We start from the raw sequence: 14,211 nt of genomic DNA, 5'->3' as shown, positions 1-14,211 counted from the left end.
CGAGCCTGTTTCTGTGCCACGCCCCCGTCCGGGCGACCGATTTTGTCCGTTTATTACTGACTTAATGAGGCGTGCTTTCTTCTATGTGCCATCGCATCCATTGGTTTGCCGCCGTGTTCATCGGATCGGTATTGGCGAACGTCGCGGACGCCGGAATCATCGCAGGTTTTGATTCGTCACGGCATTCTCGGTTTCAATCGGACGGGTCCAACAATTCAGAGTTCTTTCTCGACCATACCCAGCTCACCGGTGTGGCTCGGCAACGTGCCGTGTTAATCAGTCCACGCCATTACATTTCAGCTGACCATGTCTCGGTATCGTCGGCAACATTCATCGGTCTCGATGGTGTCGAGCGAACGTACACCGCGTCGTCATCACAGACGCTGCTCACCAACGTCCCGGAAGAAGGCTGGGTTGGCAGTGACATCCGCGTGTATCGCTTGGACGAAGAAGTAGATGCATCCATTAGGCCGCTGCCAATCATTGTTGGCAGTGCGGAAGCGATCATTGGCCGAGAGCTGATCGCGTTCGACCAGAACGAATACGCCGGTCGCAATGTCATCGACGATCTTGGCATCGTCGAATTCAGCTCGGGAAGTGGCGATTCGGTGGCGATCCAGTTTTCGTACGATACTGCGACAAACGGAGGATCCGGTGGACTAGGTGCCGACGAGATCGGGCTGCTAAGCGGAGATTCGGGCGGAACCGCACTGATGTCCGTCGATGGAGACTACGGAGTGATCGGCGCCCACATGGGAATCGATGTCCCTACCGGAAGTAGCGCCAGTGCCGGTGATCGATACGACAGTTTTTCGACAGTGTTGGCCGCTTACCAAGGACAGCTTTCAGGGATACTTGCCTCGGACGGTTATCAATTGATGACGTTGCAAGTCACCGCGATCCCCGAACCGTCGGTGGCGGCCGCACTCGGATTCGGAGTGATGGCAATCACTTACCGGCGGCGACGGTCGTCGTAGTCACCCGCCTTTTCCGAGATCGAACCGACGTCCGAAGTGATTCGATACCGACGGCGTCCGTACAAGCGATTGAATTCGTTGACGAACTCGGTGGCATTCTTTGCAGGCAACCGAATCGGTCCTGTCGGCTTCCCGTCTTGAGAGAGGTTAGCGTCAAAGTCAACGTGAGGTCGATTGCTGCTACTCATCGCGTTAGACCTCGAACGCGTCGGTGCTGAGATGGACGGTGGAATTGTGACCGGCGATCATCGCTTTTTCGTTGCAAGGAACTACACGCCGACAGGTGGGATGCCGGACAGGGTGGACTACGGCTTCGTTCCAACTCGATTTTAGAATTAGCCGCATGGCGTTAGCCACGGTTTCGGTGCAATGACGGGGGCGAATGCCCGCCGACTGATGACTCGAACCCATATTCTCAACTACAACAAAGCACTAGCCACCCGATAACGTTCTGTCAGGCTTTGACGGAGGACTCAAGTTTCGTTGTCTCGTCAACTTGCTTCGCCTTTGTATGTGTCATTCGGGTGCGGGAATCCGAGCACCTTGTCGACACGATTGTAAACCGGCAGGCCGGCTTGGTAGCGTTTTAGGTTGATCGCGGCAAGTCGAGTTGAGTCGTCCACCCGGCGATACGACTGAGCGCCGACATGAGGTGAGATCATGACTTTGGGGTCATCCCAAAGCGGGCTTTCTTCTGGGAGTGGCTCGACTTCGGTTACGTCTAAACCTGCCCCGGCGAGTTGGCCGCTTTGAAGTGCTTCGCAGAGCGCGGCCTCTTTGACTACCGCACCGCGTGCGACGTTGATCAAGTATGAACCCCGCTTCATTTTCGCGAACCGATCATGGTCGAACAGACCGCGAGTGGCATTGTTCAATGGCAGCGTAAGAATGACGACGTCACTTTGCGAAAGTAAGTGATCTAGTTGGTCGTCCTGCCAGAGCGCGTCGACTTCCGGTGGGCAATTGACCGGGTAGTGATCGGTTGCAATCAGTCGAACATCCCACGGCGCAAGCATCCGCGTTAAAGTGCGACCATTGCCACCAAGGCCGACAATGCCCACCGTTTTCCCACGTAAGTCATCGGTGGGTAAACGTACAAATTCACGTTTCTTTTCCGCTCGAAAGAACAACGGGGCGCGACGAATGACGCCGAAGAGTAGTGAAAATGTTTGTTCGGCAACCTGGGGAGCAAACAATCCCGATGCGCTGCTGACCGTAATCTGGTCGTTTGCAATCACTCCCGGCACTAGGCAATGATCCAATCCCGCCGCCGATGATTGGATCCAACGCAGTTTACCTGCGTCCAAAACACGATCCCAATTGACCGGAACTTTCGCATGTCCGATAAAAATTTCGGCGGTTGGTAATAGTTCGTCGATACGTTCCTGCCCGGCGTTGATCACCTCGTATTCGGGAGCCGCCTCCTGGATCTGGCGGATGTGTTTTTCACCGACGGGATAACAAAGGACAATTCGCATTCGATTCTGGTGCGGGGCGGTGAGGTTGTTGGTCGGGGCAGTGGACGCGTCGTGCTCATTGTGACGCAAGCGGTCGTAGTGAAGACTACATCGGAGTTGAAAAACTTACCGTTGCGATTCCTCAAAGTCTGAATCTTTCGATCGCCAACAGACGTGCGTGAGTCGGCTCAGTCCGATGACCCACATTTCGACGCATCCATTTTCAGCACGTCGTTGCTTTCTACAGGACTCGTAGATCACCTTGTGTCGACCGACGCAGTCCAAGTGTTGAAGTTTTTCGATCAGTCGACAACGGGTGCAAGCGAACTTTTTCATCCCCCCTCGGCAATGTCTCGATCGTCACCTGTGGTGCTCGGCAGCATTTCCAGGGACATCGAGTTACGGGGCGACGCCCACTGGGGTACCATGACGGCTATGAACGACGCGATCAGTCAACTCAACGGCAGAGTCACCGGCGACCAAATCGAAGCTTTTGCTGAGCTACCGTGGTTGCTGTTGGCTCTCATTGCGGCACCACTCGTCGTGGTTGCGTGGCGATTTCGTACCTTTCCGACGCTGGGCTGGATCGGAGTATTAAGTGTCGTGCTGGTCGGCAGCGTTGCCGCCGTTTTTCATCAGCAACTGTTTTTTCTGTTGTTGATCATCGATTGGTTGCTGGTGATTATCGCCAGCTTAGATTTCCTGGCACTCTACTTGGCCACTAATCGAGGGATCACGGCGAGCCGTGAAATTCCCAAGACATGTTCCCAAGGTGTGGCGATCGAAAGTTTGTTGACGATCGAAAACCGCGCAACGTTGACGCTTTTGGGGGAAGTGCGTGACGATACCCCGGACGGATTCGTCGCCCAACCGAATCAACATGCCTTGCGTCTGCCGCCAACCGGGAGGGTGACGTTTCGGCGCAAGTTGACGCCGTCGCAACGCGGGGCATTTCGTTTGGAGTACGTGACGCTGCGTTTCTTCAGTCCGCTTCGGTTGTGGAAACGGTACTGTCAATTGCCTCTGGAAAGTAGCGTGAATGTTTATCCCGATATGAAACAATTGGGGGACTACGCAATTTTAGCGCGGACGAACCGATTGAGTTTGATCGGCGTTCGTCGGACGCGTCGGATTGGTCAAGATAGCGATTTTGAACGCCTTCGTGACTACAGCCGGGACGACAACTTCCGACACATCGATTGGCGAAGCACCGCGCGACGCAACAAGCTGACCGTGCGTCAGTTCCAGAGTGACCAAAGTCAGCGGGTCGTGTTCTTGCTGGACTGCGGTCGCATGATGACGGGAACGCGCGACGGGTTTACCTTGCTCGATCACGCATTGAACGCTTGTCTGATGATGGCGTATGTCGCACTTCATCAGGGTGACGCCGTTGGCATGCTGTGTTTTTCAGATTCCATTCATGCGTATATCCCACCGCGTGGTGGACGCAGTCAAATGAATCGTCTGTTACACGCGGGATTTGATCAATTCCCGCGCATGGTCGAATCTCGCTATGACCAAGCATTTTTGTACCTGCAGAATCACTGCAAGAGACGGTCTTTGGTCGTGTTGACCACCAACGTGATCGATGAGGTTAACGGCGGTGCGGTCACCGATTATTTGGTCAACATCAATGGGCAGCATCTGCCGATGGGGGTGTTGCTTCGCGACCGAACGATCTTCGAAGCGGCTGATCATCCGGATGGATCCGATCTGAATTTGTACCGAGCCGCGGCTGCCGCCGACATCTTGGTGTGGCGAGATCAAGTGCTAAAAGATTTGGAGCATCGCGGTGTGCTTCTGGTCGACAGCTTTCCCGACGAATTGACGGCACCGTTGGTCAACCAATATTTAGAAGTGAAAGCTAAGCACTTGCTGTAGAAAGTGCCGGCCTCTTCGGTGCGTGCTCGGCCCAAGGATTGCTGAGCCGGTCACGCACGTGGCAGGCGACGTGATCGATTCACGAGCCTGTGACTGATCCGATCAGTTTCCGGGGCCGGATGATCCTTGACCGGAACGCATTTGCTCTTCGTATTCGGCCATTTGATCGTCGGAAAGCGTGTTGCCGTTTTCTGGTGGCTCGATGACTTTGTTGCCTGAGTCTCCGCATCCGGTCAAGCAAATCATCGGGGTAAGCAACAAGACCAAAGCGATTAACTTCTTCATTGATTTAATCCAATACACGAAATGAAACCGTCCAAACATTCCAGTGCTTTCGCTTTGTCATCACCGTCACTCGATCGATCATCGTTGGCTACGTCATCGCGTTGCAATGGAATCTTGCTGACCAATCAAGATACCAAAATTTGAAGCTGCCAACATGGAATTGCGATAAAACCGAAACCCGCAAGCGGAAGCATCCTAACGGCGGCTCCGCAAAATTACTGTAACAGTGACTTCTTGCTCAGTTTAACGCTGCTCGAATTAGCGTCGCTCGGATTAACGCCGCTCGGATTAGCGCCGCTCGGATTAACGGGGGAACAGCTCGGGCTGACCTTCGATGGCGAGGAAGCGTCCCGGTTGAATTGGGCCGGGGAACGTTTGCGTTTCGCCGGAAGGCCATTGAACGTCAACTTGATCTAGCTCCGGTACGTTGCCAAACGTCAGCTCAAGTACCGGTTCGTCAGAACACAGGTAGCCGTCACCGGCGGTGACCCACGCGACCTTGGATTGATCTTGCCAACGCGCCGTTACTTTGGCGCCGATCGCATCACGTTCTCCGACCGTCCCGATCAGCTCGATTTGCAACGCCCGACCCGGAGTCGGTGTTTCGTTGTGCAATAGCGCGACCGGTTGATCCATGTGATTAATCAACAGGTCCGTCACACCGTCGCGATCGTAATCAATTGTTGCCATCGATCGACCGAGATACTTGCCTTCGAAGTACGCGGTAGGATCATCGACCTCGGTTTGTCGAAACTCCGTACCGTGGTTCATCAGGATTTGAGGTGGCATTTGATAGAGATCGCCATACTGGCTCATGTCAAAGATGTGACCATTGGTCACGGCGAAGTCCAGCCAACCGTCGCGGTCAAAATCGACGGCTTTGGTCCCAAAGCCCACCATCGGCAAGCTTGGCTGGTCGAGTTTGTAACGGATCGCAAAATCGGTGAAGCCGCCTTGTTCGGATTGCAAATAAAGGTTGGCGGACTCTTCGCTGAAATTTGTGATGTACATGTCGAACGTACCGTCGCGGTTAAAATCTCCGGTGGCGATCCCCATGCACCCGTTGGCGGCACCTTCGAATCCATTGGCGATGCCCTGTGCGTCGGCGGCGTTGGCGAGTTGATCGTCTCCCTGCGGAATCAAAAAGTGGTTGGGACGTACGTCGTTGCCGACGAACACTTCGTTACCCGGTTTACGATCAAAGTTGGTGATCACAAGACCAAGGCTAGTTCCCGGGCGTGCAACTTCGCGTGGCAAGTCTTGCAACGTGAATTGACCGTCACCGCGATTGACATACCAGCGGTCTGATTGCGCGTAGTGTTCCAGCGGAGATGGCTGCTCGGGTACCCCATTGGCACCGATTTTTGGAAGCGCGAATGCACCTTCCATTTCGATGTAGATCCCTTCGAACAGGTCGGGAAGATTGTCACCGTTGATATCTGCAATCCCGATCGAACTGGTAAAGCGATCGGCGACACCGCCGAAGACAGGCGTTTCTTGGTAGGTGCCGTCGCCGTTATTGATCAGCAAACGATTTTTGCCCAAGCTACCGACGAACAGATCCGGGAATCCGTCTTGGTTGACATCACCGGCTGCCAATCCCGATCCGTAGTTGAAATCAGAAGTCAGCGAGTTGTCGGTTTCGTCTGCGAACGATCCATCGAAGTTGCGGACAAGGACATTGGAACGAGTGCATTGGTTCGACGGTGGTTCACCCGATCCTTGGGCGAAATAAATATCGGGCCACCCATCAAGGTCGTAGTCCAAAACGGCGATCGCCCCGCCGATTGATTCATGGATTGGTATCGGTGAATCATCGAGTTCAAAACTACGGTACCATTGAAAGTCAAGATTGACATCCTTTGCGACGTTTACCAATCGAGGTTTCGCGATCGGCGTGATCTCTGTTGCACCGATCGAGACCTGTGATTGATTTTGTCCCGCGACGAGTTCTTTGTATGCGTCACCGAGTTCATAATCTTCACGTTTTTCACCGATCAGAGATGCGTCTCTGGCCAGCGTAAGAAGCCCATCGGTGCGTCGAAGTTCTTCGCGTTTCCTCGCGATTTCACGTTGCTTCGCGACGGTGCCGGTCGCATGAATGTGTGCCGCCCACCCCAGCACTTCAAAGGGGCGTTCGAGTTCCAGAAGTTGCTGCATGATCCGGTGCCGCAACTGTAGGTGATCTTGCATCGTCAAGTTCTGCTGTTGCAATTGATCCGACGTCGTTTCACAGTGGGCGAGATCGATTCCACGGACCCGGTACTGCTGGCCTTGTTCTGGGTTGCCTAGCGCATCGAATACCTTGGCCAATCGTTGCATGCTACTGCGATCGGTGGGGTTAAGATAAACCGCATTGAGCAACGCGCGGGCGGACGATTCAAATTGACGGGTGTCAAAAAAGTAGGTCCCAACGGCGGCCCAGTAGTCACCGAATTTGGCGATCTTTGAAAGGTCACACGTCGCATGCCAAGGAGGGAATTTGTCATGGCTCTGTGTTTCGGCGAGTAAACGGCCGTAGAGCGCACTGGCGGCGATCGATGTAAAACCAGACTTGAATTCTGGGGCCAATTCGTCGAGTGCTTGCCGGTACTCGAGCTGCGTAAAATGCCACCGGGCCATGCCCAGCCCAGGCTCGAAATATCGATTCAATAGCGATTCACGCTCGACCACGGTCGGAAACGACTGCGTTCGTCGAATCAGCGAGTTAAGTTCTGTCTCCGTGGCTTCGCCGGCAAGACACAGTTTTTCGGCGATTGACGAAGCTTCTTCGCGCCGCCCCACTCGCGACAACAGCCCCCACGCACGATGGTACCAGACCCATTCTTTCGGCCGTTTTTCGATTCCTTCCAGCAACGTATCTGCCGCCTCGGATGCTCGACCGAGTTGAAATAATGCCTGAGCTAAGATGTCCGTTCCGCTTTCAGCCAACGGAGAATTGGGGGCAATTGATGCCGCCAATTCGGCGGCGCGTTCGTTGTTGTTTTGACGCAGCGCCGATTCTGCCGCGATCAGAATCGCTTCTTCATTGCCGGGATCTCGAAGGAGTACTTTGATTGCCGCGTTACCCGCCATTTGCCAGTTTTCCGCCGACACCATACGGCGAGCTTCCATCATCTCGTCTTCTTTCGCCGACGGGGTGGCGGACGAGGGTTGGGCAGACGTGGGCGTCGACGGTTCTTGGCTAGAATCACATCCGGCGAACGTCACGATCAATGACACCGCAACTAAGGTCGGAATACGAAAATCGAAAGCGGGGGGAAGTGTCATGTTGAAACGAAACACGTCGGACAAGGGCGAGACGAAAAGAACCCTCAATTATAAACGATCCACTAGTATGGGAACGCTTGGGATTGGCCCTCAACGATCAGAAGTCGACAATCAATCGGTGGGGCGTCAATGGACGTGATCCCACCATCGGGCCAGATGACTCGCAGCCGTTCGATCATGGTGTGCCTGCCGAGGCCAAAGGGAATCAGCGGCTCATTGCGGCTGAAAAAGCCGTCACCGGCGGTCTGCCATTCGGTCAGTTCTTTGCCCGCAACTGTTAGCTTTACCCGGGCCCCAATCGCATCGCGTTCATTTTTGACGCCTTTCAATTCAACTTGAATCCAATGGTTGTCTGACGGACTTTGGTTGACCATCAGTGCCGACGGTTCATTTAAGTGCGTGACAACCCAATCCATCCGTCCATCGCCGTTCCAATCCAGGGTCGCTAGCCCACGACCGAGGTGGTTTTGATCCCAATATCCAGACGGATCGTTGACAGTGCTCGTTTGGAACCGGCCGTTCACGTTTTGAAATAGCTGCGGCGGCTGCTGGAATATAGAATGGTGCCCGATCGCATCCTCGATATGGCCGTTGGTGACCAACAAATCAAGGTCGCTATCGTTGTCATAATCAATCGCTTGGGTTCCAAATCCCAATACCGTGCGGCTCGCTTCGCTTAATCCATACTGGACGTTGCGGTCTTGGAACTGCCCGTCGTTGTTGACGTAGTAGCTGGCACTTTCTTTTTGAAAGTTCGTAACGTGGAAATCAAGCCAGCCGTTGCGATCGAAGTCACCTGATGCGATTCCCATCGATGCTGTTTTCGCTCCACTGAACCCGTACGCGCATCCCCGAAGCATTGCGACGTCGCGCCAGGTGTTTGTCGGATCGAGGGTCCAGAGTTGGTTAGCATAGACATCGTTGCCGACAAAGATCTCATTTCCGGGGTGATGGTCGAAATCACCAACGACCAATCCAAGTCCGGCTCGTGCGGCGGTGTTTTGATCCGAAACATTTGTCAAACGTGGGACCCCGCTTCCATCGTTGGTACCGATTCGGTCCATGCCCGGTCGAAATTGTTGAGGCATTAAGGGCTCGATGACTTCACCCTCTGCGTTTGTCTCGGGGTGGTCGGTGATCCGCTGATCATGCAAATAATTCAGTTCGAACAAGTCCGGTAGCGAATCACGATCAAGATCGGCGATCGCGAGTGAAGTGGTCATCAACGTTTTGTCGTCTCGGTCGTCAAACGTGTGTTTGGTAAACGTGCCATCACCGTTGTTGATGAACCAAGTATTCGTTCCAATGTTGCCAACAATGATGTCGGGAAAGCCGTCCTGATTCCAGTCTCCGGCTGTCAATCCGGTGGAATAGCGAGATTCGCTTACTCGGGCCAGAAGCGTCACGTCATGAGCACTACCGTCAATTTGTCGGTACAACTGATTGGACATCGTACCGATGAACGCAGGAGGGTCGGCTCCACCTTGTGCGAAGTACAAATCGGGGAGTCCGTCGATGTCGAAATCAAGAACGGCGACGGCTCCGCCGATAGACTGGTAAACCGAGAATCCACGCTCAACGGGAGAACTGGCAACGTGGTAGATGTGGTCAATGCCAACCGCCCGGGCGACGTTGCTAAACGATGCAGCGACTTCGTCGATTTGGCGATCTAATTCAGGCGACGGCATACTGGAAACTTGTGGTTGTGATTGCCAATCAAGCCGCGGAAGTGGAAATTGCTGGGGATTAACCGCGCACAATCGAGAGGATTGATTGGGAAAGCCCTCCCCCGATGCGACGATCTTTTGCATCGATTGCTGAAACTCGTTCATCGCATCTTGCGAGATGCCACGATGGAAGGCTGCGATCGATCGCCATAGGAGGGCTTCGAGTTTTCGATCGAGTTGGTCCATGGTGTCAGCCAATTGCAAAACGATCTGTAATTCGGGAGTGGCCGAATCGGCGACTTGGTTGTTTTGCTTGAACAGACGCTGAAGTAGTATCGCGCGGTCATCCCATCGCGAAGCGACTTCTTCCTGCCCGAGTGTTTCCATCACCGAACGAAGTCGACTGATCGATCGAAAATCCGTTGGGTCACGATCGATCGCCTCGAGCAACGCTCGCGCAGCTTCTGGGTAGCGATTCGCAGAGACTAACCAAAGTCCCAATGCGGCCCAGTGTTCCGAAAACATTGTGCTCGATTGGTCAACCTGGTCCAACCATGACTGCAGCCGTTCGGCGTCCTGGGCTTCCGCCACCGCACGGCCGTAGAACGCGACGACCGAGGGAGGTTGCGTTCCCGCAGCAATCGACTCTTGCAACAACTCAACGGCTTCCTGGTAGCGTTCTTCCCCAAATAGGATTCTTGCTTGAGAAACGACTCCGATGGGAAAATACGTGGGGCTTTCACTCGCCGAACGTGGGTCGGGAGTGTTTGCGTCAACCATGGCATGGCTGAGGTTCATCAGCGCATGGAGTTCATCCTGCCTCACATTGCCTTGTCGGCACAAATGACGGATGTGTTCGGCGGCCTCATGACGTCGGCCTTGGCAGTTGAGTAAGAAGGCCAGCTTTCGATGTGCGATCGGAGATTCTGGGTGCAGCTTTAGGATCTTCCGATAGCGGTCTTCGGCTTCGTCGTACCGTCGTAACGCCATCAGCCAATCGGCCGACTGGCCCAGTGCCGGGAAACCGGCTTCGGGATGATCAATTGGGATCGTCCCGAGCATTTCGATCGCTTGGTTGACCTCCCCTTGCGATGCGGTCAGATTCGCCAGACGAAATATCACTTCGACATCATTCGGGTTCGCCAGCAACAGTTTGCGAAGTCGTTCTAGTGCTGCCTTCGGTTTTCCTCGCTCGACTAGTCGTTCAGATTCGGCAATCGCATTCGACCGATCGGAGGGATCGGACGCCAATGTTGGTTTGGTCAATGGATCAGTGACATCGGCAGCGCCATCACCATCAAGGGGCGATTGAGTTGCCTTCGATGGATCGGGACCGATCGTGGATGGATCGGTCAAGTGATGATCCGAGCGATCGCATCCGGCGACGACCGCAAGGCAAAGCAAACCTGGCGTCAGCCATCCGAATTGAATGTGACTATTCGTGGTTCGCATGGGAGCACCTTCAGATGAGCTAGTAATCAGCCGGTTCGGCGTCCCTGTCGGTGGCACCGAACCGATGCAATAGAAAAGGGGCGGGGGCGTTCTCCGTCAGCACGAGACGGCAATCGACCGGAACGTTCGAAAAGGATTGTTGTTTGCCACTGGGCCAAAGCACTTCGATGCGATCGATCTGTTCGGTTTGTCCCAATCCGAACGCAATCATCGCTTCGTTCTTGCACAAGTAGCCATCACCCGCAGTGACCCACGCGGCAGACTGCCGCCCATTGTGATACAAGGTCACTTTGGCACCGATCGCATCGCGCTCGCTTTCCACGCCGATCAGTTGCAACTGGATACAGTGGTGATTGGATTTTGTTTCGTTGACAAGGATTGCGGAGGGATCGGCCATGTGAGTGATCACAAAATCATTTCGGCCGTCGCGATTAAAGTCCAGCATCGCGAGCGAGCGGCCCAGATGTGCCTGATTCCAATAGTCGGGCGATTGATTTTCAGATTCACTGACGGACGATTCGGTCACCGGCGCTAATTCAAATCGGTCGCCAAGGTTTGCAAAAAGTTGTGGTTGCTGACGGTACGGGCCACTCATTTTGACATAGTCGTCGATATGACCGTTCGTCACGACCAAGTCTGGTAAACCGTTGTTGTCGTAGTCGATCGCTTGGGTGCCGAATCCCAGCACCGATCGACTTGGGACACCCAGTCGGTATTGAAAGGCGCGGTCTTGGTAGGCGCCGTCACGACCGAGATACAGACAGACGCTTTCGTTTTGAAAGTTTGTGATTTGCAGATCGATCGCTCCGTTCTGATCGAAGTCCGCCGCAGCGATTCCCATACTGGCCGTTTCCGCCCCGCCATAGGAAAATGCCGTTCCGTTAATCGGGGCGACATCTGCCCATCGGTTTGACTGATCATCAAGGATCCAAAATTGATTGGCTGACTTATCGTTGCCAACGAAAATCTCATTTCCGGGTTTACCATCGAAGTCTGTGATAACTACGCCCAACCCGTGATGATGGTCGGCGTTTGGCGCGCCGATCGGCAAAAGCTGGACACCACCGGCTCCGTCGTTCAGGCCGATGCGATCGGTAGCGGGGGCGAAGTCGGCCGGGCCAACCGCCTCGATCACAGCTCCGTCGGGCTGACGTTCGGGAAGCAACGAAATGGCGGGGTCATTCAAATAATTCAGCTCGATCAGGTCCGGTACGTGATCCCGGTTTAGGTCCGCGATCGCGATCGACGATGGCATTTGTTGCACACTGTCGGTCGACGGAAGTGGCATCGATCGAAACGAACCATCGCCCTGGTTAAGCCACAAATAGCTGGTTCCGATGTTGGAAGTGACGATGTCTGGGAATCCATCTTGGTTCCAATCGCCCGACGTACATCCGATGGTGTACTGGTGGTCAATCGCGTGGGAATGACGCGTGACATCATGAAGTTGTCCTGACTGCGATCGATACAACTGATTGGGGGTATCGGCAACAAAGTCAGGTGCTTCGGCGGCACCCTGGGCGAAATACAAATCCGGCCAGCCGTCTAGGTCATAGTCAGTCACCGCGACGCCACCACCGGTTTGGTGATACATCGTGAATCCGGATCGCAAATCGCGAGGTCCGAGTTGGTAGCGATGGTCGAGTCCGATTTGTTGCGAACGTTCCGAAAACGTTGCCGGCACGAGGGCGACTGGCCGATCGGTGTTTGCCCGGTCCGACTCGGGTGTCGTGTTAGCCAATGACTCCAGATCGGGCATCGGATACGAGTCAAGTTTCATTCCCAGCAGACGACTGTCTCTGTCAGGCGTGCCCGTTCCGGCTTGAACCAACTGTTGTCGCTGCTGGTTCCAGTGGTTCATCGCGTCTGACGTGCCCTGCCGATAGTAGGCCTCGATCGATTTCCAGAGCACCGCTTCGAGTTTGCGGTCGATCGCAAATAGTTGCGAAGCAAGTTCTTCGATCGCATCGATGTTTGGTGTTTCCGTTTCCGAGACGGCGTTGTTAATCGTGAGCACTTGCTTGTACGTTTTCCAGCGTTGTTCCCACTGCTGGCTTTCTTGATCACGACCCAATAATTTCAACGCCAGGTGTAGACGATTGATCGATCGAAAGTCCGTTGGGTCTCGATCGAGAGCTTCCAATGCCGCACGCGTTGCCTGCTGCCATTTCTTTTGCGTCCCGAGATGGATCGCCATCGCAGCCCAAAATTCTGCATACTGCCGCACCTCGGCGTTCGCTTTACGCAGCCATCGCGCGAATTCGTCATCAAGCTGTGCCTCGGCTAAGACACGACCATAAAAGGCGACGATCGAAGGTGGTTCGAGTTCTTCTTCGATGCGATCGCGAAGCACATCGGCTGCTTCGGGATAGCGATGTTGGGAAAACAGTTGTCGCGCCAGTCCGGCCGCACCGATCGGGCTGTAGTCGACCGAGTTTGGGTCAGAATCCGTCGGGTCACTGGTCATCGCATCGCTGAGCACAATGAGTGCATGCAGTTCATCTTGACGAACGTTCCCTTGACGACAGAGTTCGTAGAGATGCGCCGCGGCTTCATGACGACGCCCCTGCCGATTATAAATGTACGCCAGTTGGCGATGTGCTTCGGCAAAGTCCGGTACCACTTCCAGCACTTGGCGAAACCGCCGCTCCGCGTCGTCATAGCGTCCCAGTTGTATGCACCAAGCAGCCGATTGCCCCAGCGCCGGCAGACCCGCTTCGGGATCGTCTTTGTCGATGCCAGCGAGTAATTCGATCGCTGCCCCTAATTGCCCCTGTTCCGCCTTGATTGTCGCAAGTCGAAAAAGCACTTCGGCGTCGCTTGGGTCATGCACAAGAAGCGTTTGCAGGGTCGATTCGGCAGACGCAATGTCACCCAAAGCTTGCGCCGTCTCGACTCTTTCGATCAATGAGTCGCGGGAGACATCGGCGTCGGCTTTCGGCTTGTTCGACGACCCTGTCGAACGCTGTGCGGTCTTTGCCTTGGGCTGGTCCGTTGATTCCGCGGGGGCCGATCGATCGCAACCTGATCCAGCGAAGACGACAAACGCTAAACCCACCGTGGCGACTGCAGTGGCGATTTTTCGCCGGTCTGGCAACTGTGAGAATTGCCCCTTCGATTGTCGAGAGAGGTAAATGCGAGAAGCGAGATTCCGCATCGGTCGACACTGGATGAGGCTAGTGTTTCGTCAACATCTGAATGAAGGATCCGCGGAATGGCGTG

At 54.6% G+C, this 14,211-nt stretch carries 8 protein-coding genes; 2 read left to right on the top strand and 6 right to left on the bottom strand.

Going from position 1 to position 14,211, the window contains the following annotated elements:
- Window positions 1-71 precede the first annotated feature (71 nt).
- Window positions 72-977 carry a PEP-CTERM sorting domain-containing protein gene (locus FYC48_RS07505; protein WP_149496072.1) on the top strand — a complete coding sequence of 302 codons (906 nt, stop codon included), beginning with the start codon at window positions 72-74 and terminating at the stop codon, window positions 975-977.
- On the opposite strand, the gene FYC48_RS07500 is transcribed toward FYC48_RS07505, so the two are convergent.
- Entirely contained in the window at window positions 953-1,165 is a 213-nt protein-coding gene (locus tag FYC48_RS07500; RefSeq protein ID WP_149496071.1) for a hypothetical protein, read from the bottom strand. The two genes, FYC48_RS07505 and FYC48_RS07500, sit on opposite strands and share 25 nt — an antisense overlap.
- Window positions 1,166-1,468: 303 nt before the next feature.
- On the bottom strand, window positions 1,469-2,455 hold the full coding sequence (locus FYC48_RS07495) for a D-2-hydroxyacid dehydrogenase (protein ID WP_149496070.1): 987 nt from the start codon (window positions 2,453-2,455) through the stop codon (window positions 1,469-1,471).
- Window positions 2,456-2,782: 327 nt separating this feature from the next.
- Here FYC48_RS07495 and FYC48_RS07490 point away from each other — a divergent pair, with 327 nt between their 5' ends.
- Window positions 2,783-4,315 (top strand): DUF58 domain-containing protein, encoded by a 1,533-nt coding sequence (locus FYC48_RS07490; protein ID WP_390622114.1) that lies wholly within the window; start codon window positions 2,783-2,785, stop codon window positions 4,313-4,315.
- Between the two features lie 102 nt (window positions 4,316-4,417).
- On the opposite strand, the gene FYC48_RS07485 is transcribed toward FYC48_RS07490, so the two are convergent.
- The 4 genes from FYC48_RS07485 to FYC48_RS07470 form a co-directional block, all read right to left on the bottom strand.
- Window positions 4,418-4,600, bottom strand: a complete 183-nt coding sequence (locus FYC48_RS07485; protein WP_149496068.1) for a hypothetical protein — start codon at window positions 4,598-4,600, stop codon at window positions 4,418-4,420.
- Between the two features lie 303 nt (window positions 4,601-4,903).
- Window positions 4,904-7,870, bottom strand: a complete 2,967-nt coding sequence (locus FYC48_RS07480) for an FG-GAP-like repeat-containing protein (protein ID WP_149496067.1) — start codon at window positions 7,868-7,870, stop codon at window positions 4,904-4,906.
- Between the two features lie 62 nt (window positions 7,871-7,932).
- On the bottom strand, window positions 7,933-10,989 hold the full coding sequence (locus FYC48_RS07475) for an FG-GAP-like repeat-containing protein (RefSeq protein ID WP_149496066.1): 3,057 nt from the start codon (window positions 10,987-10,989) through the stop codon (window positions 7,933-7,935).
- Window positions 10,990-11,008: 19 nt separating this feature from the next.
- On the bottom strand, window positions 11,009-14,047 hold the full coding sequence (locus FYC48_RS07470; RefSeq protein ID WP_160149381.1) for an FG-GAP-like repeat-containing protein: 3,039 nt from the start codon (window positions 14,045-14,047) through the stop codon (window positions 11,009-11,011).
- Between the last annotated feature and the right edge of the window lie 164 nt (window positions 14,048-14,211).

It is taken from the genome of Roseiconus lacunae, assembly GCF_008312935.1.
In the GTDB taxonomy this organism is placed as follows: domain Bacteria; phylum Planctomycetota; class Planctomycetia; order Pirellulales; family Pirellulaceae; genus Stieleria; species Stieleria lacunae.
This window is presented reverse-complemented; position numbering and strand designations above follow the sequence as displayed.